The following is a 20,272-nucleotide window of genomic DNA, read 5'->3' on the forward strand; positions in this document are numbered from 1 at the left end:
CTCCTCTATGAATTAAGCAACCTTGGTGACTTTGATGGCGAAGTCGGGGCAGCGCAGTTCGCACTGCATGCAGGCGATACAGGCTTCCGGCTTGGCGGCTTTGACGACAAAGAGATCCATCTCGAGTACCTTGGTCGGGCAGAATTCGACACAGATGCTGCAGCCCTTGCAGTATTTCTCGATGATCTCGACTTCTCCTTTGGCCTTGCTCATTCCGGTCTATCTCCTTTGGTTTGATAACCGCCCGACGGCGGCAACTTAAAGCGGCGGAATGTTACCACAAGCGGCGGATTGGTGCCAGGGTATATTGTCTACGTCATTTTTTCGACAGACTGCAAAAAACGTTGAGGCAGACTGAATTTTTCTCCGGGCGAAAAAGGAAGAAGGGCAATGTCGCCATTGCCCTTCCTGTCAGCCGATGTGGTTACGACAGGGCATTAGAGGTTGAGGCTGTCGACCAGGTTCTTGACGGCGTTGACCGAGTTGTCGAACATGGCCTGCTCTTCCTCGTCGAGCGTGAACTCGATGATCTTCTCGACGCCGTTGGCACCCAGCACGCAGGGGACGCCGACATAGTAGCCGTCGACCCCGAACTCGCCCTGCAGGTAGGCGCAGGTCGGCAGAACCCGCTTCTGGTCCTTGAGGATCGACTCGGCCATGGCGATGGCGGAAGAGGCCGGGGAGTAGAAGGCGCTGCCGGTCTTGAGCAGGGCGACAACCTCGCCGCCGGCACCCTTGGTGCGCTTGACCATGGCGTCCATCACTTCCTTGGCCTTTTCCTTGCTGCCGTACTTGCGCTCGAGCAGCTCCATGACCGGAATGCCGTTGACCGAAGCGTAGCGAACCAGCGGCACCATGGTGTCGCCGTGACCGCCCAGGGTCATGGCGTTGACGTCCTTGATGGAGACGCCCAGTTCCCAGGCGATGAAGGCGGCAAAACGGGCCGAGTCGAGCACGCCGGCCTGGCCCATGACCCGGTTGGGCGGGAAGCCGGTGATCTTCTGGCAGAGGGTGACCATGGCGTCGAGGGGGTTGGAGATGACGATGACGAAGGCGTCGGGGGCGTTGTCGCGGATACCCTCGGCGACCGAGGTCATGATCTTGGAGTTGACCTCGATCAGGTCGTCGCGGCTCATGCCCGGCTTGCGGGGCAGACCGGCGGTGACGATGACGACGTTGGCGCCGGCGATGTCCTTGTAGTCGTTGGTGCCCTTCAGCTCAACGTCGAAGCCGTCGACGGGGGAGGCTTCGGCGATGTCGAGACATTTGCCCTGGGGCAGGCCCTCGACGATGTCGAACATCACCACGTCGCCGAGTTCGCGCAGGGCCGTGAGCTGTGCCAGAACACCACCAATCTGTCCACCACCGATCAGAGCAATCTTGGGTCTAGCCATTTTCTCTCTCCTTTTTGCGAGATGAAGTTTGCCGCAAACGGGCAGTTCGCATACAGTGCGCAATCCGGAAAAGACGGTCTTTCCGGACCGGTGTATACAGTATACAAACTCCGTTTGACTGTCAAGAATCTTTGCCGCAGGAGCTTAGCCTTTTTGCCCTGCGGGCGGCAACGAAAATCGTTGTCCGTCGCCTTGCGGGCCGCCGGTTTCCGGTCCGTTGTTTCGTTGCTGACGCAATCACGGCGGCAAAAGCGGCCGAATGCAGAAAGACCCGCCGGCAGGCGGGTCTTTCCGTTTTTCATTTATCGGTTCAGCAAAGGCCGTCGATAATGGCGTTGTAGGTCGCGCTCGGCCGCATGGCGGCTTCGGTCTTGGCATCGTCCGGATGGTAGTAGCCTCCGATGTCGACCGGCTCGCCCTGGCAGTCGATCAGTTCCAGGGCGATGGTGTCGGCATTCTCCTCCAGCTGCCGGGCGACGGGAGCGAAGCGCTCCTTGAGCTCGGTGTCCTCGTCCTGAGCGGCCAGGTGCTTGGCCCAGTAGAGGGAGAGGAAGAAGGAGCTGCCGCGGTTGTCGATCTCCCTGACCTTGCGCGAGGGCAGCTTCTGGTTCTCCAGGTAGTCGCCGATGGCCTGGTCCAGGGTCTTGGCCAGCACCGCCGCCTTCCGGTTGCCGGTGTTGGCGGCGATCATCTCCAGCGAGGGGACCAGGGCGCAGTACTCGCCCAGCGAATCCCAGCGCAGGTGCCCTTCCTTGAGGAACTGCTGCACGTGCTTGGGAGCCGAACCGCCGGCGCCGGTTTCGAACAGGCCTCCGCCGTTGATCAGCGGTACGATGGAGAGCATGCGGGCGCTGGTGCCCAGCTCGAGGATCGGGAACAGGTCGGTCAGGTAGTCGCGCAGGACGTTGCCGGTGACCGAGATGGTGTTCAGGCCCTTGCGGATGCGCTCGAGGGAGAAGCGCATGGCCTCGACCGGCGGCATGATGCGGATGTCCAGCCCCTCGGTGTCGAACTCGGGCAGATACTTGTTGATCTTCTTGATCAGCTCGGCGTCATGGGCGCGGTTCTCGTCGAGCCAGAAGATGGCCGGATCACCGCTCGCCTTGGCGCGGGTCACCGCCAGCTTGATCCAGTCCTTGATCGGAATGTCCTTGGTCTGGCAGGCGCGGAAAATGTCGCCTTTCTGCACCTGCTGCTCCATGACGACCTCGCCGGCGCTGTTGACGATGCGGATCACGCCGTCGCCGGGCGCCTCGAAGGTCTTGTCGTGGGAACCGTATTCCTCGGCCTTCTGGGCCATCAGGCCGACGTTGGAGACGCTGCCCATGGTCGAGGGATCGAACTGGCCGTTGCGCTTGCAGTCCTCGACGATCTCCCGGTACATGGTGGCGTAGCAGCGGTCGGGCACCATGGCGATGGTGTCGCGCAGCTGGTCGTTCTTGTCCCACATCTTGCCGCCGTCGCGGACCACCACCGGCATCGAGGCGTCGACGATGACGTCGTTGGGAACGTGCAGGTTGGTGATGCCGCGGCTCGAGTCGACCATGGCCAGGTCGGGCCCCTTGTCGTAGCAGGCGTTGATGTCGGCCTCGATCTCGGCCTTCTTGTCGGCCGGCAGCCGGTCGAGCTTGGCCAGGATGTCGCCGAGGCCGAAGTTGGGATTGGCGCCGATCTCCTTCAGGGTGTCGGCGTGCTTTTCCAGGGCGTCCTTGAAGTAGATCGAGACGCAGTGGCCGAACATGATCGGGTCGGAAACCTTCATCATGGTCGCCTTCAGGTGCAGCGACAGCAGCACGCCCTTCTCCTTGGCTTCCTCGGCGGTGGCGGCATAGAATTCGCGCAGGGCGGCGACGTTCATGGCGCTGCAGTCGAGCACCTCGCCCTCGAGCAGGTCGAGTTTCTCCTTCAGCACCGTTACCTGGCCGTCGGCGCCGACGAACTCGAAGCGCACCGTGTCGGCCTTCTCCATGGTCACCGATTTTTCACTGCCGTAGAAGTCACCCTTCTCCATGTGGGCCACCCGGCACTGGGAGTTTTCCGGCCAGGGCTTCATCAGCTTGTGCGGATTCTTCTGGCCGAATTTCTTCACCGACAGGGCAGCGCGGCGATCGGAGTTTCCTTCGCGCAGAACGGGATTGACGGCGCTGCCGAGAACCTTGGCGTAACGGGCCTGAATCTCCTTCTCTTCGTCGGTCTTCGGCTCTTCGGGATAGTCGGGAACGTCGTAGCCCTGGCTCTGCAGCTCCTTGATGGCCGCTTGCAGCTGCGGCACCGAGGCGCTGATGTTGGGCAGCTTGATGATGTTGGCTTCCGGCTTCTTTACCAGTTCGCCGAGATAGGCCAGTTCGTCGGCGATGCGCTGGTCTTCCTTCAGCCGCTCGGGGAAGGTGGCGAGGATGCGCCCGGCCAGGGAGATGTCGCGGAGCTCGATCTCGATGCCGGTACCCTTGGTGAAGGCCTTGACCACCGGCAGAAAGGCGTAGGTAGCCAGCGCCGGGGCCTCGTCGATCTTGGTCCAGACAATGGTGGCTTGCTTGTCACTCATGGTTTCTCTCTCCTTCGATGAGATGTTCCAGACGCGGCGCCCGGCCAGACGCCGGAGCCACGGATATAGAACGACGGTTGTCTTTGGAAGTGTATACAGTATACAGGCGTCAGGGGCCTGTCAAGGAAAAATGCGGACGGTGGCAGTAGAGGAAAAGGGGGCGTGATGACTGGCGCGGCCGGGAAGTTTTCGCTGCCGTATCGCCAGCCGCAACCGTTTTTCGGAACCCTGAAAAACGGACCCGGAAAACGGGGAGAATGGCGGGCTCAGTCCTTTCTGAGTCGACCGAAGAAAGGGCTTTTTTCCGCTTCCGAGCGGGCCGCCTTCAGGTCGCCCGGTTCGAAGTCGCGGGGCACCGACAGCTCCTGGCCCGGGTAGATCTTTCGCGGGTCGGTGAGCTGGTCCCGGTTGGCCTTGTAGAGCAGCGGCCAGAGGAAGGGGTCGCCGTAGACTTCCGGTCTGGCGGCGATGGCCGGCAGGGTGTCCCCCCTGACGACCCGGTAGCGGGTGACCTTTTTCGGGGTCGGGGGTTTCGGCTTGACGGTCTTGTGTTTGACGGTCTTCTTGCGGGTGGTGGCTTCGGTGCGGCGGCGGGCCTCTTCTTCCTTCTTGCGCCGCTCTTCCCTTTCCTTTTGGATCCGGGCGAGTTCCTCTTCGGCCCGATTCTTGCGGGCCTGCCTGGCGGCCAGACGTGCCTGCGCCGTGGCGAAAGGAAGGAGTTTCTGCGCCGCTTCGTACTTGCCGTCGGCAACCAGATCTTCCGCTTTCTCCAGTGCCGCCTTGGCGGCCTGGTATTCCTGGCCGGCGTACCGGGGAGCGCCGGCGGCGTAGGCGCGGGCCATGGCGCTCCGGGCGGCATCAAGTTCCCTGACCGGCGGCCTTGCGCAGCCGCCGGTCAGCAGAATCAGCAGAAGCAGAAGGGATGTCGCGGCAAGACGAGCCATGGCGTTTGTCAGCTCAGTCCGATTTTTTCGCCCGTGCGGCCAGCCGGATGCCGAGTTCGCGCAACTGGGCCTCATCCACCGGTCCCGGCGCCTCGGAAAGAAGGCAGGTGGCCTTCTGGGTTTTCGGGAAGGCGATGACGTCGCGGATCGAGTCGGTGCCGGCCAGGATCATGGTCAGCCGGTCGAGGCCGAAAGCGATGCCGCCGTGCGGAGGTGCGCCGTACTTGAGGGCGTCGAGCAGGAAGCCGAACTTGGCCCGGGCCTCTTCTTCGCCGATGCCGAGCAGTTCGAACATCCGCTGCTGGATGCTCTGGTCGTGGATACGGATCGAGCCGCCGCCGATCTCGCTGCCGTTGAGCACCAGGTCGTAGGCCTTGGCCCGCGCCCTGCCCGGGTCGGAGTCGAGCAGGGGGATATCCTCGTCCATGGGAGCGGTGAAGGGGTGGTGGACGGCGACGTAGCGCTTTTCCTCCTCGTCCCATTCGAAGAGGGGGAAGTCGGTGATCCAGACAAAGCGGAAATCGTCCTTCTTCGCCAGCCCCAGTTTCTGGCCGAGATGCTGGCGCAGCCTGCCGAGGGCCTCGTTGGCGATGGCGGCCGTGTCGGCGACGAAGAGGAGCAGGTCGCCCTTTTCGGCCTGCAGCGCCTGTTCGATCGCTTTCAGCTCGTCCGGCTGGAAGAACTTTGCGATGGGGGACTGCCAGCCGTCGTCCGTCATCTTGACCCAGGCCAGCCCCTTGGCGCCATAGATGGCGACGAAGGCGGTCAGGTCGTCCAGCTCCTTGCGGGAGAAGCTGGCGCCGCCGGGAACCCGGATCGCCTTGACCAGCCCGCCCTTGCCGGCGACATCGGCGAACACCTTGAAGCCGCATCCGCGGACGATCTCCGTCAGGTCGACCAGCTCGAGGCCGAAGCGCAGGTCGGGATTGTCGACACCGTAGCGGTCGAGGGCCTCGGCGTAGGTCATGCGCGGCATCGGCAGGGGAACCTCGACTCCGATGCATTCGCTGAAGACCCGGGCGATCATCCCTTCCATGATCGCCATGACGTCATCCCGGTCGACGAAGCTCATTTCGCAGTCGATCTGGGTGAATTCGGGCTGCCGGTCGGCCCGCAGATCCTCGTCGCGGAAGCACTTGACGATCTGGGCGTAGCGGTCGAAACCGGACACCATCAGCAGCTGCTTGAAGATCTGGGGCGACTGCGGCAGGGCGTAGAAGGTGCCCGGGTTGACCCGGCTCGGCACCAGGTAGTCACGGGCACCTTCTGGCGTGCTCTTGGTCAGGACCGGCGTCTCGATGTCGAGAAAGCCGTTCTCGTCCAGGTAGTTGCGTACCGTGCGTGTGACCTTGTGCCGCAGCATCAGGCAGTTCTGGACGGCGGGCCGGCGCAGGTCGAGGTAGCGGTATTTCAGCCGCAGGTTTTCCGCGACCTCGGTGTACTCGTCGAGCATGAAAGGCGGGGTTTCGGCTCGGTTGAGGATGCGCAGTTCCGAAACCTCGATCTCGACTTCTCCGGTCTTCATTTTCGGATTGACCGTCCCCTCGGGACGGGGCGAGACCTTGCCCAGGGCCGCCACCACCCACTCGTTGCGGACCTTGTCAGCCTTGGCGTGCGCCTCGGGATCGCGGTCTGGATCGAGGGCGAGCTGCACGATGCCGGTGCGGTCGCGAAGATCGATGAAAATCAGGCCGCCGTGGTCGCGGCGGCGCTGGACCCAGCCCATGAGGCAGACCTGCTCGCCGATGTGGGAGGCGTTGAGGTCCCCGCAGTAATGGGTGCGTTTCCAGGAGCCAAGAATGTCGTTCACGGAATGTCGTCCTCCGAATGGTTCTGTGAAAGATATTGGAAAAAACTGCCCGCCAAGTTCGCGGCCCTCGGCTGGGCGATGGGCTGCTTCCTGGACCGAAACAGGAAATTATAGGAACGGCCGCAGCGCAGCGTCAAGCGTTGCTCTTCAATTCGTTCAGAAGATTCAGCCCTTTCGGGTCGAGCCGGATGTCGCGCTGGCTGCCGTCGTTCATGTCGCGCAACGGCGCGCTGCCCCGGCCCAGTTCGTCTTCGCCCAGAATCAGCACCCGCCGGGCCTGCAGCTTGTCGGCCCGCCTGAGCTGCGACTTGAGGCTGCCGCAGCGATAGTCCATTTCGGCCCGGATGCCGTTGCGCTGCAGCAGGGACATGAGGCGAAAGGCTTCCCTGGCCGCGTCCTCGCCCAGAGCGGCGATGAAAATCTCCGGTCCTTCCGGCTTCAGGCCGTCCGTTCCCTTGAGCAGGGCGAGGCGCTCTACTCCCATGGCGAAGCCGATGCCGGGCAGGTCGGGTCCGCCCAGCTGCCGAATGAGGCCGTCGTAGCGGCCGCCGGCGGCGACGGCGCTCTGGGCGCCGAGGTGGCGGGTGACCAGTTCGAAGGTGGTCTTGGTGTAGTAGTCGAGGCCGCGCACCATGCGGGGGTTGACGCTGAACGGCAGCCGCAGGCTTTCCAGGTGCAGCCTGACCTGCCGGAAGTGCTCCTCGCAGTCGGAGCAGAGATGGTCGAGCACCGAGGACGCTTCCGCCGTCGCCGCCAGGCAACCCGGGACCTTGCAATCGAGAACCCGCAGGGGATTGGTGACGTAGCGGCGGCGGCAGTCGTCACACAGCTGGTCGAGGCGCTGCTCGATGAAGCGGATCAGGTTGTCGCGGTAGTCCGGGCGGCACTGCGGGCAGCCGAGGGAGTTGATCTGCAGCTCGACGTCGAGCAGCCCGATGCTGTCGAAATAGTGCAGCAGCATGGCCAGCACCTGGGCGTCGATCTTCGGATCGTCGATGCCGATGACCTCGGCGCCGATCTGGTGGAACTGGCGGTAACGCCCTTTCTGCGGTCGTTCGTAGCGGAACATGGGGCCGCAGTAGAAGAGCTTGGCCACCTGGTCCACGGCGTGCATGCGGTGCTGGATGTAGGACCGCATGACCGGTGCCGTCCCTTCCGGCCGCAGGGTCAGGGATTGGCCGTTGCGGTCCTCGAAGGTGTACATCTCCTTTTCGACGATGTCGGTCGTCTCGCCGATGGAGCGGCAGAAGAGTTCGGTCTTTTCGACGATGGGGGTGCGGATCTCCCGGAAACCGTAGAAAGAGAAGACCCGCCGGGCCGTCGCCTCCAGCTCCTGCCAGAGGGGCGTTTCCGCCGGCAGGATGTCGTTCATGCCCTTGACGCCTGCAATGCTCACGAATCGGCTCCTTGTCTGCGATCGTTGTGCCGCGATTCCGGCAGCGGGCGGCTATCATCCTTCCAGCCGGTCGCGTTGTCAAGACTTTCGACCACCAGGCGAAGCCCGGTGACCCGGTAGAGGGAGACGGGTTTTTCCTTCCCCTTAAGCTGGATCGGGGGCATCGCTTCGGCCTCGACCGCCTGCTCGACCTGGCGCCAGGTCTGTTCCGAGATCAGGATCTCTCCCGGGCCGGCCAGACCCTGCAGGCGGGCGGCGACATTGACGGTGTCACCGATGACCGTGTACTCCATGCGGCTCGAAGAGCCGATATTGCCGGCGATCACCGGCCCGGTATTGATGCCGATGCCCACCTCCAGCGGCGGCAGTCCTTTCCTTTTCTGTTCGATGTTGAAGTCGACGATGGCCCGCTGCATGTCGAGGGCGCACTGCACGGCGCGCAGGGGGTCGTCGCCGAGAGAGACCGGCGCTCCGAACAGGGCCATGACCGAATCGCCCATCAGCTTGTCGACCATGCCTCCGTTGGCGGCGATGACATCGATCATGGTGGAGAAATAGGCGTTCAGCAACTCGAGGATCCGGGCCGGCGGCAGCTTTTCCGCCAGCGGTGTGAAGCGGCGGATGTCGGCGAAGAGGACGCTGACCACCTTTTCCTCGCCGCCCAGTTCGATGGCGTCCCTGTGTTCGAGTATGATGTCGGTCAGCGGCTTGCTCATGTAGCGTTCGAAGGTGTTCTTGATGAATTCCTTTTCCCGCAGGCTGGCCGCCATTTCGTTGAAGGCCGAGGTCAGGATGCCGATTTCGTCCCGTCGCCTGATGTCGATATGCTGGTCGAGGTTGCCGCGGCCGATCTGCTTGACCGCCTCGACCAGGGCCAGGACCGGCCGTACGGAAACGCCGGCCAGCAGGTAGGCGGCGATGCTCCCCAAAAGCAGGGCGGCCAGGGCCAGACCGGCCAGCCGGTAGCGCATGGCAAGAATTTCCCGCTGGATCGGCGCCTCGGAAAGACCGAGATGGATGCTGCCGAGATAGATGGGAGGATCGGCGACCGAGTAGATCGGCACCCGCAGTTCGAGCAGCGGCTCCGGCATTTTGTCGATTTTCGCGACCTGGTAGTCGGCGGTTTTGGTCAGCAGTTTGCCGCGGAAGCCGGTATCCGGCCTGTTGCCGACCAGGGACAGGTCGTCCGCCGCCCGGATGGTGCCGTCCCGGCCGACGATGCGGGCGTAGCGGATGCCGGGAGCCTTGCGGGTGTTGCGCACCGCCGAGAAGAGGTAGAGGTCATCGCCGGTCAGCAGCGGATCCTCGGCGTTGAAGGCGATGGCGCGGGCGATGCCGAGGCCCTTGTCGATGTTCTCCCGGTAGAGCGACTGGCGGAAGTTGTGCTCCAGCATCAGCATGACGATCGTCATCAGCAGGCCGCTGAAGACGGCCAGCAGCAGGGCAAAGCGAAATCGCAGGCTGGAAAAGAGTCCGGGTTCAGTCATGCCTGAAGCTCTCGATCTGGCTCAGCTTGCGCCGGGCCTTTTCGATGTTCATCCGCGCCTTTTCGTGATCGGGGTCGAGATTGAGAACCTGCCGCCAGGTCCGTACCGCTTCTTCGTAGTGCCCTCGGGTGTAGAGGTCGATCCCCTCGAGATAGAGCCTGGGGACGTCCTTGGGAGTCAGTCCCGTCCGCCGCAGCTCGCGCAGCCGTTTAAGTTTTTCCTTGGTCGCCGTGCTGTAGGGGTCGAGGGCGAGCGCCTGGCGAAGCCTTGCCTCCGCTTCCTGATAATCGCCCCGGCCGATGGCTTTCTCGCCCGCTGTCAGCAGGCCGGCGAGCTGCTTCTTCAGGTCGGCCCGCTCCCGGCGCAGGCCGGCGAGCGCCGTTGCGCTGTCCGGCTCCAGGTCGAGCACCCGGCGATAGGCGGCCAGGGCGCCGGCATGGTCCTGCTTCTGCTGCAGGGCCGCTGCCTGCTGCAGCAGGGCGTCGACTCTTTCCCGGACCCGGACTTCCAGCACCGCCCGTTGCCGGCGTACCTCCGGGTGCTCCGGGGCGATCGCTTCGGCCCGGGCGAGAATGCTCCTGGCATGGGCGAATTTTTGCGCCTCCATGGCCCGGTCTCCGGCGGTCAGCAGCTCCCGGATGCGGTGGTCGCTCTGGGCTTCGAATTCGCTCAGTTCCTCGCGGATGTCGGCCCGGTCGCTCAGGGTCAGGGCCTTCTGGTAGTGTTCTCTGGCCTGGGCCAGGTGGCCTGTCTGTCGGGCCCGGCGTGCCCATTGCAGCTCTTCCCCGACCAGTGAGGCGACCATGGCCTCCGTTCGGTCCAGTCCCCTGCGGGCTTCTTCGCTGGTCGGATCGAGGGCGAGGGCCGCCCGGAAGGCTTCCCGTGCGCCGGCCAGGTGCCCGGCTTCCAGGGCCTTGTCGCCGTCGGCCAGGTAGCGTTTGACCCGCTCGAGACGTTCGTGACTGATCTGTTGCAGACCCGCCCGGGCTTCCTCGCGGTCGGGGTCGAGGGCCAGCACCTGCCGGAAGAGGGCTTCTGCTTCCCTGTCGCTTCCCGCTGACAGCAGGGTCTGGGCGTCGGTCAGCAGGTTTTCGATCTGCCGGCCGAGGGCGGCGACCGCCGCCCGCTCGAGTTCGCGGGCGACCGGATCGTCGGGTCGCAGCCCGAGAGCCTGCCGCGTCCGTTCGAGGGCGGTTTGTGGATCTCCTCCGGACATGGCGTCGCGGCTTTCGGCGAGAAGCTTTCGGAATTTCTGCTCAAGATCCTCACGGCTTTGCTCGAGATAGCTGCGCGCCATGGTGTGATTGGGATTGATGGCCAGAGCCGCCTGCAGCTGGTCGATGGCCGCCCGGTAGTCCCCCTGCCGGTAGAGTCGACGTCCCGCCTGGTACAGGGTCTCGGCGGCTCCCTGGTCAGCCTTGACCAGGTTGAGGATGGCTTCCGGGTTGCCCGGCTGTTGCTCCAGTACCAGCTGGAACTCCCGGCGGGCTTCGCTGTATTCCTTCAGGGCGAGGTGGATGTTGCCGGCCAGAAAATGCGCCTGTACCGCCGTGGTTTTCGAATCCGCCAGCAGTTCGACCGCCGGCCGGGCTGCCAGCGGTTTGCCCTGCTCGAGGAGAGTGGCGGCGCAGTTGTAGACCATGGCGTTCAGGCTTTCGCGGGCCGATCCCGGCAGTTCGGGAGCGGCGTCGCGCAACAGGGACAGCGCCTGTTCCCAGTCCTGCCGCTGATAGGCCAGGTATCCCAGATAATAGCGGGCCAGGGATGACTGGGAATCGGTTGCGAGGGCCAGGCGAAAGGCCGTTTCGGCTTCGACGGGTTTCTTTTCGTTGAGGGCTGCGAGCCCCCGGTTGAAGCGGATGGTGAACAGGTAATCGCGGGCGGTTTCGTCGTCGGGGCGGGCCGCGAGCACCTGCTGCCATTGCTGTTCGGCCAGCCGGTCCCGTCCCTGGCGCAGGTAGATGTCTCCCAGCAGCCGCCTGGCCTCGATCTGCGGTCCGCCCAGGGCGAGGACCTTTCGCAGCAGCTTTTCCGCTTCGGCGAGATCGTCACGGTCGAGGCAGACAAGGGCCAGATTGAACGCGAGGCTGGCCAGCGGGTAGAGCTCAGGCTGCCCGGCGGCGCCCAGTTCCTCGGCCCGGTTGAGATAGATCTGGGCGCTGTCGACGTCGCCGGTGCGGCTCAGGGCCAGGGCCAGGTTGTAGTTGGCTTCGACCGAATCGGCAAGGTCCCGGTAGGCGCGGCGCAGTTCCTCCACCGCCTCGCCGTTGAGCCCGCGGTTGAGCAGGGCGACGCCGAGGTAGTAGTGCAGCATGCTGTTGTCGGAGTCGACGTTGAGGGCCTGCCGGTAACGTTCGATCGCCAGGTTCTGCAGGCTGTCTTCCGGGGATGCGGCGAAAACGGGGCCGGCGGCCAGGAGAATCGACAGCAGGAGCGGGATGACGATCCGCAACGAAACCATGGCCATCGTTTCAGAGATCGAGGTGTTCGACGCCACGGGTGATGTTGCGCTCCTTCTTGCCGAGGTACATGGCGTTGTCGGCCAGCTGCAGGATCTGGCGCTTGGTATCGGCGTCGGTCGGATAGGTGGCATAGCCGATGCTCGCCGTCAGGCGGAAATCCTGCTCCAGCTCCCTGAGGAAGACGTGCTGTTCGATGGTCCGCCGGATACGTTCGGCGACGACCGCCGCTCCCTTTTGTCCGGTTTCGACCAGCAGGGCGGTGAACTCGTCGCCGCCGTAGCGGAAGGGGATGTCGACTTCGCGGATGCTCTTGCGCAACAGCTGGGCCACCTCCTTCAGGGCGCGGCTGCCGGAGAGGTGGCCGTGGGTGTCGTTGACCTTCTTGAAATGGTCGATGTCGATAAAGATGACGGAAAACTCGAGGCCGTAGCGCTCGGCGCGGCGGATCTCCTGGTCGAGGGCGATGTCGAGATAACGCTGGTTGTACAGCCCGGTCAGGTCGTCGGTGTAGATCAGCTCCCGCGCCCCCTGGTAGCGAAAGGCGTTGTCGAAGCCGAGATTGGTCTGTTCGGCGAGAAACTGCAGGTTCTTTTCCGGCAGAGGTTCGGGAAAATCGCTGCTTACGGCGTTGATCAGCACCAGCCCGCCCTTGCATTCCTTCTGGCTGACGAGCGGAAAGAACAGGGCCTGCCGACAGTCGGGCGGCAGGTTTTCGCTGTCGGTTCCGAACGGCCGGTCGAGTCGGGTCAGCCCCGTTGCCTGCCGGATGCGGGCCAGCAGCCGGGTGGCCAGAAAGCGGGCGTGGTAGTCCTCCATCCCTTCGGTCGTCAGGATCTTTTCGACGTTCAGTTTGCCGGCGAGAAAGGCGAATCCCCTGGCGGCGCCGATCTCCCGGACCAGGATGGCGGTGGCCCGGACGAGAAGCCGGTCGAGTTCGATCTGGCTGGCCAGGTCCTGCCCCTTGCGAAAGAGTTGCAGCTGGCTTTTGAGCAGGCTGTTCTCGTTCAGCAGTCGTCGCTGTTCGAGGCAGGTATGGACCAGGTGTTTCAGTTCTTCGGGATTGCAGGGCTTGATCAGATAGTCGCGGGCGCCGTTCTTCAGGGCCTGGACCGCGGTTTCGAGGGTGGCGTTGCCGGTGACCAGAACCACGTCGGGAGGATTGTCCATCTCGCGGGCCTGCCGCAGGACCTCGAGACCGTCGACACCGGGCATGACCAGGTCGCTGAGCACGAGGTCGACGCCGCCTTGGCGGATGCGGTCGATAGCGGCTTGGCCGGAGTCGACGGTTTCGACCTGGCAGCCTTCTTCGCCCAGGATGTCGGAAAAGAGGCGGCGGAAGAAAAGTTCGTCGTCAGCCACCAGAACAATCGGCGCAGGCATTCTGCTCCCTCCTGTCAGGAAGAATCAAAGTTAGCGAAATCGGGGATTTATGTCAATTGAAAAGCCCGGTGTCGCGTCGCCAGCCGTCGCCGGTCGCCGTCAGCCGGATGCAGCCGTCACGGTCGGTGCGCAGCAGCGTAACCCCCAGTTTCCGGCAGCTGGCGACAACGGTCGGGGCGGGAAGGTGGTAGGGGTTGTCGCGCCCGACCGAAACCAGGGCGAGGCGCGGTCGCAACCGCTCGAGCAGGCGGTCTGTCGCCGAATGCCGGCTGCCGTGGTGCGGCAGTTTGAGCAGGGTCACCGGCTTGTCGGGCAGGCTGTCGAGAAGCCGGGTGACGCCCGTGGCTTCGAGGTCGCCGGTGAGCAGGGCGCCGCTGTTTCCGGCGCGCAGGTAGACGGCCAGCGACCGGTCGTTGACCGAGGGTGCCGATTGCGGCGGCACCCAGATGCGCAGTTCCATGTCGGCATTCTGCTCCAGCAGGTGCCAGCCGGGTGCCAGTTGCCGTTGTCGTGTTTCCTGACGGATGGCGGCGCGGATCTCTTCCGGCAGCTCGTCGGCGGAGAGCGCCGAATAGAAGCTGTCGACAGGGATGTGTCGCAGAATGGCGGCCAGGCCGAGGTAGTGGTCGGGATGGGGATGGGTCAGGATGACGCCGGTCAGCCGGTGGACGCCGAGACGGCCCAGCGCCGGGGCGACCAGCCTCTGGCCGATGTCGAACCGGGATTTGCGCAGTCCCCCGCCGTCGATCAGGTAGCTGTTGCCGCCGGGCATCTCTACCAGCAGCGATTCTCCCTGGCCGACGGCGAAGGCGGTCAGCCGCAGCGGCCGGTCGGTTGCCAGGCGCGGCCAGGCCAGCAGCACGACGGCCAGCGCGGCCGCGGCGACAAAGGGTTTCGTTCGCCCCCTGCTCAGGGCCGGCAGGGCGACGATGAGGACGGCGGAGGCCAGCAGCTGGAACGGATCCGGAAACCAGTCCCGGGCGCGCAGAGGTGGCCAGGTGGCGATCGTCTCGCTCAGCCAGAGGGTCTTTTCGGCCAGCAGACCGGCGAGATCCAGCAGGTATCCACTGCCGGGCAGATGGAGAATGTGCCCCAGCACGGCGGCCAGGCCGAGGGGAAGGGCGGCGAAACCGATCAGGGGCACGGCGAAGAGATTGGTGACCAGCCCGGCCGGAACGATCTGATGGAAGTGCAGGCCGACCAGGGGAAAGGTCGCCAGGGAGGCGGCGGCCGTGGCCAGGGGAAGGTCGAGCAGCCTGCGCATCCGGGAGAAGAATCCGGAAAGCCTGGCGTGCCACGCCGGCAGAAAGAGGAGAATGCCGGCGGCTCCGGCCGCCGACAGCTGCAGTCCCGGTTCCCACAGGGCGAGGGGCTGAACGAGCAGCATCAGCAGCAGGGCGAGCAGCAGAACGTCCGTCGGTCGCCGCCGTTCGCCGAACGCCAGCAGCAGTGCGGCGAAGGTCCAGACCAGCAGTGCGCGCAGGGTCGACAGGGCCTGCCCGGTGACCAGGGTGTAGAGAGCGAGCGGCGGGGTCAACAGCAGGGGCAGCATGCGGCCGGGAGGCTGCCAGAGCAACAGGCGTTCGCTGCGCCGCCAGGCGAAAAGTCCGAGCCGGTAGAGAAACCAGCCGAGCAGGCCGAGGTGCAGGCCGGAGATGGCCAGCAGGTGGGCCAGGCCGGCTCCGGCGACCCGTTGCCGCAGCCGTTCCGGAAAGGCGTCGCGGTTGCCGAGAACCAGTGCTTTGAGCAGACTGGCCCTGACCGGCGGCAGCCGGCTGTCGATCCAGTCGGACAGCTGTTGTCGCAGCCGGGCCAGACGCAGGCGAGGGGATGGTCCGCCCTTGGGAGCGAGGCGGGCCAGGCCGCGCTCGTTAGGCAGGTAGGCGGTTGCAAAGACGCCTTGCGCCGCCAGGTGCCGCGGATAGTCGAATTCACCCGGGTTGCCGAAGCGGGCCGGCCGCCGCAACCTGGCGCTGAACTGCACCCGCTCGCCGGGCAGCCAACTGTCTTTGGTCCGGTCGACGGTCAATCGCAGGTTGCCCGCAAGCGCGCGGATGGTCCCCTTGTCGTGCAGCTGCAGATCGCCCAGGTTCAGCCGCGACCGTCCATATTCGTCCTTTCGGGCCTGGATGACGGTGCCCGACAGCCGGTGCCTCTTGCCGTCGGTCAGCGCGAGCAGCCCCTCGGCTCCGGGTGGGGGATGGCCGGCATGCTGGTAGAGACCGATGCCGAGCAGGACCAGGGCAACGACCAGCAGAGGCTGCCCTTTCCGTGTGACGGGCAACAGTCCGGCGGTGGCCGTCAGTCCGGCGGCGAAAAGCCAGACGCCACTGTCGGGAACGACTGTTCCGAGCAGCAGGCCGGTGACCAGGGCCGTCAGGAACAGGGCCGGAAACACGGCGGATTCAGCGTGGAAGCATGAAGCTGTTGAGCAGTTCGAGGGTGCGGTCGAGATCCGCCGGTTCCGGCGGATCGGCCGTTTGCAGGCCGCTCAGCCGGAGATAGTCCTCGTCCCGGTCCGACAGGGGGGTGAGAAGCAGGGCGTCGATGCCGCCGCGCGGCGGCAGGGTGATTTCGAGGCGGTGCTTGCCGCCGGCGAGATACAGGCTGGCCCAGGTTCGGGCCTGCAGGTAGGGAGGAAAGTCAAAGTCGGTCAGGTAACGGCCGTCGAGTTCGGCACGGACGGTGCCTTTGCCGGTGCCGCGCAACGCCAGCCGGTAGACGCCGGGTGCCGGCGGGGTGAAGTCGAGGACGACGCGCGTCACGCCGGCCCGGGCCCGGAGCCAGGCGCCGCCGCTCGGATGGCCGAGATGGGTGATCCGGGTGATTTCGGCATCGCCGGTGTCGCTCGCGGTTTCCGCCTCGATGCGTACCGTTTCGCCGGCCTGCGGCAGACAGTTTTCGAGCTGGAGGGCCTTGATGACGGTTGCCGCCAGGTCGGCTTTTCGCAGCGGCCTGTCCGGCCGCCAGCCGCCTGGGGGCGCAATGGGCGGGTAGGCCGGCGCCTGCAGCTCGAGGTAATCGAGGGAGCCGTTGGCCGGCAGGGTGACGGCGATCTCGTTTTCGCCGGCGACCAGTTCGGTTTGCGCCACCACGACGGTGGTGAAGCCGGTGCCGCCGTCGGCGGTGAACTCCTGGCCGCCGATGGTGAACCGGTGTCCCGGCAGCCGCAGGCGGGCCCGGATCTCGTAGCGGCCGCCGATGGGAAGGAGAAATCTCAGGTGGGCGGTGGTCGGCCTGGCGATGCCGCTGACCCAGCCCTCGCCGCTGAAGTCGCCGTAGATCCGGTAGTTCTTGACCGCGACCAGATCCTCGGGCTGGATGGCTTCTTCGGCCTCGATGTGCAGCCGGCGCCCGCCGTCGACGACGGCCAGGTAGTCGGCGTCCTGCGGATTGTCCGGCAGTCCGAAGCTCCAGCCGAGGCCGTCGACCAGGTTGATCAGCCAGTCGCGCTGGGTGGGGGGGGCGGCCAGGGCCTGGCCGGACGCGAGGAGAAGGCACAGCAAAAGCAGGGACAGACGCAACACGATCCGGTCTCCTTGCGGGACGTTGGGTTGTCGACGATCCGGGAACCCCGTCATGGGGATTGTCCCTCATGGCGTTTCACAAACAATGTCTACCACAACTGCCGGCCCGATGGTAAGACTTTCGCGCTGCGGGCGGGTCTCGTCGCCATCGCCCCGCAGCGAGTGTGCGTCGCGAGGCGGATGCCGACGCGGCGGCGGTGGCAGGTTTCGCCATGACGACGCGGCGGATGGGGGACGAAACGCCGGTTGCGGCGGCCGGCCGATGAGTGCCGGTCGGGAGCTTCCGGCAACAGGGGACTGAAGCCGATGATGAGTAGGCAGGCGAGCAGCATCAGTTCGAACATGGCATCACTCCTTGACGACGAGTTGACGACGAAGGGCATCGGCGAGATCCGGGATCGATTTCAGTCTGCCTTTGCTGTATGTCAGAATAAGTCACTCGACAGCGGGCGGGCGGCTCGGTCCGGGGGGAATTGAAATTGACAGGATGGGGGTGATCGTATACAGTATGCAACGCTCGGGGTTTGCCCGGGCCCAGCCAACTTTCGATGATACAAGAAGAAAATGAGGGGAAGGGAGGTCGCTTGCGACCTCCCGTTTTGACCCGGCAATCTGGAGGAGAGAGATGATCGAAGCCTATCTGCGCCATGAAGAAGAGAGAAAAGCCCAGGGCATTCCGGCCCTGCCGCTCAATCCCGAGCAGACGACACAGCTTTGCGAACTGCTGCAGAATCCGCCGGCGGGCAAGGAAGAGTTCCTGCTGCATCTGTTCACCGAGCGCATTTCGCCCGGTGTCGATCCCGCCGCCAGGGTCAAGGCCGAGTTCCTCGATGCGATTCTGAAGGGGAGCAAGAGTTCGCCGCTGATCGACCGGAACAAGGCGGTTGAAATTCTCGGCACCATGATCGGCGGCTACAACGTGCAGCCGCTCATCGACACCCTCGGAGACGCCGAACTGGCGGACGCGGCCGCCTGCGCCCTGTCCGGGCTGACCTATGTCTACGACGCCGCCGGCCAGATCATCGAGCTGGCCAAGAGCAACGCCGCCGCCAAGAAGGTGGTGGAAAGCTGGGCCAACGCCGAGTGGTTCACCAGTCGTCCCGAGATTCCCGAAACCATCACCGTCAAGGTGTTCAAGGTCGAAGGCGAAATCAACACCGACGATTTCTCTCCCGCCGGTGACGCCTGGAGCCGTCCCGACATTCCGCTGCATGCCCTGGCCATGGGCAAGACCCGCTTCCCCGGCGGTATCGAGCAGATCGCCAAGTGGCGCGCCGAAGGGCACCAGGTCGCCTTTGTCGGCGACGTGGTCGGCACCGGCTCCAGCCGCAAGTCGGCCTGCAACAGCGTGCTCTGGCACATCGGCGAGGACATTCCGCATGTGCCGAACAAGCGGCGTGGCGGCGTCATCATCGGCGGCGTCATCGCCCCGATCTTCTTCAACACCGCCCAGGATTCCGGCGCCCTGCCGCTGCGGATGGATGTCACCAAGATGAACATGGGCGATGTCATCACCATCAATACCGTCAAAGGTGAGGTGACCAACGAGGCCGGCGAGGTGATCTCCACCTTCGAAATCAAGCCAAACACCTTGCGTGACGAGTACCGGGCCGGCGGCCGCATCCCGCTGATCATCGGCCGCAGCATTACCAACCAGGCCCGCGAGGCCCTGGGCATGGGCGAGGCCGATATCTTCGCCAAGCCGGACAACCCGACGCCGAAGCCGGGTCAGGGCTATTCGCTGGCTCAGAAGATGGTCGGCCGTGCCTGCGGCGTCGAGGGGGTTCTGCCCGGAACCGCCTGCGAGCCGAAGATGACCACCGTCGGCTCCCAGGACACCACCGGCCCGATGACCGCCGACGAGCTGAAGGAGCTGGCCTGCCTGAAGTTCCAGTCACCGATGTTCATGCAGTCCTTCTGTCACACCGCCGCCTATCCGAAGCCGGCCGACGTGAAGATGCACCAGACCCTGCCGCAGTTCATCGCCGAGCGTGAAGGTGTCGCCTTGCGTCCCGGCGACGGCGTCATCCACAGCTGGCTGAACCGGCTGCTGGTCCCCGACACCGTCGGCACCGGCGGCGACTCGCACACCCGTTTCCCCATCGGCATCAGCTTTCCCGCCGGCTCCGGTCTGGTGGCTTTCGCCGGCGCTCTCGGCTTCATGCCGCTCGACATGCCCGAGTCGGTGCTGGTTCGGTTCAAGGGCGAGCTCAACCCCGGCATCACCCTGCGTGACGTGGTCAACGCCATCCCCTACTATGCCATCAAGCAGGGGCTGCTGACCGTGCCGAAGAAGAACAAGATCAACGTCTTCAACGGCCGCATTCTCGAGATGGAGGGGCTGCCCAACCTGACCGTCGAGCAGGCCTTCGAGCTGACCGATGCCGCCGCCGAGCGCAGTGCCGCCGCCGGCTGCATCCAGCTTTCCGAGGAGAGCGTCTGCACCTACCTGCGCTCCAACATCGCCCTGATGGAGAAGATGATCGAAGAAGGCTACCGGCACGCCGATACCCTGCGCAAGCGGATTGAGGCGGTCAAGGAATGGCTCAAGGAGCCGAAGCTGCTCAAGGCCGACAGTAACGCCGAGTACGCCGCGGTCATCGAAATCGACCTGGCCGATATCAAGGAACCGATCCTTGCCTGCCCCAACGATCCCGATGACGTGCGGCTCCTTTCCGAGGTGGCCGGCACCCCGGTGCAGGACGTCTTTCTCGGCTCCTGCATGACCAACATCGGGCATTTCCGTGCCGCCGGCGAGATCTGGCGCGGTCAGAAGTTCAATCCGAATGTCCGCACCTGGATCTGCCCGCCGACCCGCATGGACCAGGAAAAGCTGAAGGAAGAAGCTTACTTCTCCGTCTTCAGCGCCGTCGGCGCCCGCATCGAGATCGCCGGCTGCTCCCTCTGCATGGGCAACCAGGCCCGGGTGCCGGACGGCTCGACGGTCTTTTCGACCTCGACCCGCAACTTCGACGACCGCATGGGCGACGGCGCCCAGGTCTATCTCGGCAGCGCCGAGCTGGGAGCGGTGGTCAGCACCATGGGCAAGCTGCCGACCCCCGAGGAATACTTCGCCGTCTACAACGAGAAGGTGGCGCCCAAGGCCGACCAGATCTACCGTTACCTGCAGTTCGACGAGATGGAGGGTTACGGCAAGTCCGCCTGATTTGAGCCTGCTGATTTGTGAGCAATTCTGGGCCGCCTTTCGGGGCGGCCTTTTTTTGTGCCCGGAATCCTGGTCCCCGGGAAAAAACGGCTGCCGGAGCCACAACCAGCTGAAACTGAAAGGAAAAGGGTAAAGTTCCGGATGTGGATGGTCGATAGGTA

General features: G+C 64.7%; 13 protein-coding genes. 1 reads left to right on the plus strand and 12 read right to left on the minus strand.

Features of this window, described 5'->3' with window-relative positions:
• Positions 1-12: 12 nt before the first annotated feature.
• The 12 genes from EDC39_RS00320 to EDC39_RS00375 form a co-directional block, all read right to left on the minus strand.
• Positions 13-213 (minus strand): 4Fe-4S binding protein, encoded by a 201-nt coding sequence (locus EDC39_RS00320; RefSeq protein ID WP_148894107.1) that lies wholly within the window; start codon positions 211-213, stop codon positions 13-15.
• A gap of 224 nt (positions 214-437) precedes the next feature.
• The gene (gene mdh / locus EDC39_RS00325) at positions 438-1,394 is read right to left on the minus strand and encodes a malate dehydrogenase (RefSeq protein WP_148894108.1); all 957 of its coding nucleotides are present in this window, start codon (positions 1,392-1,394) and stop codon (positions 438-440) included.
• A gap of 310 nt (positions 1,395-1,704) precedes the next feature.
• Positions 1,705-3,939: an NADP-dependent isocitrate dehydrogenase gene (locus EDC39_RS00330; protein WP_148894109.1), complete on the minus strand. Its 2,235-nt coding sequence runs from the start codon at positions 3,937-3,939 to the stop codon at positions 1,705-1,707.
• Positions 3,940-4,205: 266 nt separating this feature from the next.
• Positions 4,206-4,883, minus strand: a complete 678-nt coding sequence (locus EDC39_RS00335) for a LysM peptidoglycan-binding domain-containing protein (protein WP_187426563.1) — start codon at positions 4,881-4,883, stop codon at positions 4,206-4,208.
• A gap of 13 nt (positions 4,884-4,896) precedes the next feature.
• Positions 4,897-6,693, minus strand: a complete 1,797-nt coding sequence (gene aspS / locus EDC39_RS00340) for an aspartate--tRNA ligase (protein WP_148894111.1) — start codon at positions 6,691-6,693, stop codon at positions 4,897-4,899.
• A 133-nt stretch (positions 6,694-6,826) separates the two neighbouring features.
• Positions 6,827-8,065 (minus strand): histidine--tRNA ligase, encoded by a 1,239-nt coding sequence (hisS, locus tag EDC39_RS00345; RefSeq protein WP_222862823.1) that lies wholly within the window; start codon positions 8,063-8,065, stop codon positions 6,827-6,829.
• 20 nt (positions 8,066-8,085) lie between these two features.
• Positions 8,086-9,576, minus strand: a complete 1,491-nt coding sequence (locus EDC39_RS00350) for an adenylate/guanylate cyclase domain-containing protein (protein WP_148894113.1) — start codon at positions 9,574-9,576, stop codon at positions 8,086-8,088.
• Positions 9,569-12,073 (minus strand): tetratricopeptide repeat protein, encoded by a 2,505-nt coding sequence (locus EDC39_RS00355; protein ID WP_187426564.1) that lies wholly within the window; start codon positions 12,071-12,073, stop codon positions 9,569-9,571. The genes EDC39_RS00350 and EDC39_RS00355 overlap by 8 nt, the downstream gene beginning before the upstream one ends.
• Positions 12,048-13,418, minus strand: coding sequence for a GGDEF domain-containing response regulator (locus tag EDC39_RS00360; protein ID WP_148894115.1), 1,371 nt, complete (start codon positions 13,416-13,418; stop codon positions 12,048-12,050). The genes EDC39_RS00355 and EDC39_RS00360 overlap by 26 nt, the downstream gene beginning before the upstream one ends.
• Before the next feature lie 52 nt (positions 13,419-13,470).
• Complete coding sequence (locus tag EDC39_RS00365) at positions 13,471-15,816, minus strand: DNA internalization-related competence protein ComEC/Rec2 (RefSeq protein ID WP_187426565.1); 2,346 nt, start codon at positions 15,814-15,816, stop codon at positions 13,471-13,473.
• 7 nt (positions 15,817-15,823) lie between these two features.
• Positions 15,824-16,945, minus strand: a complete 1,122-nt coding sequence (locus EDC39_RS00370; RefSeq protein WP_148894117.1) for a carbohydrate-binding protein — start codon at positions 16,943-16,945, stop codon at positions 15,824-15,826.
• An 89-nt stretch (positions 16,946-17,034) separates the two neighbouring features.
• Positions 17,035-17,289 (minus strand): hypothetical protein, encoded by a 255-nt coding sequence (locus tag EDC39_RS00375; RefSeq protein ID WP_148894118.1) that lies wholly within the window; start codon positions 17,287-17,289, stop codon positions 17,035-17,037.
• A gap of 281 nt (positions 17,290-17,570) precedes the next feature.
• Here EDC39_RS00375 and EDC39_RS00380 point away from each other — a divergent pair, with 281 nt between their 5' ends.
• On the plus strand, positions 17,571-20,111 hold the full coding sequence (locus tag EDC39_RS00380) for a bifunctional aconitate hydratase 2/2-methylisocitrate dehydratase (RefSeq protein WP_148894119.1): 2,541 nt from the start codon (positions 17,571-17,573) through the stop codon (positions 20,109-20,111).
• Positions 20,112-20,272: the final 161 nt, after the last annotated feature.

Source organism: Geothermobacter ehrlichii, from assembly GCF_008124615.1.
GTDB lineage: Bacteria > Desulfobacterota > Desulfuromonadia > Desulfuromonadales > Geothermobacteraceae > Geothermobacter > Geothermobacter ehrlichii.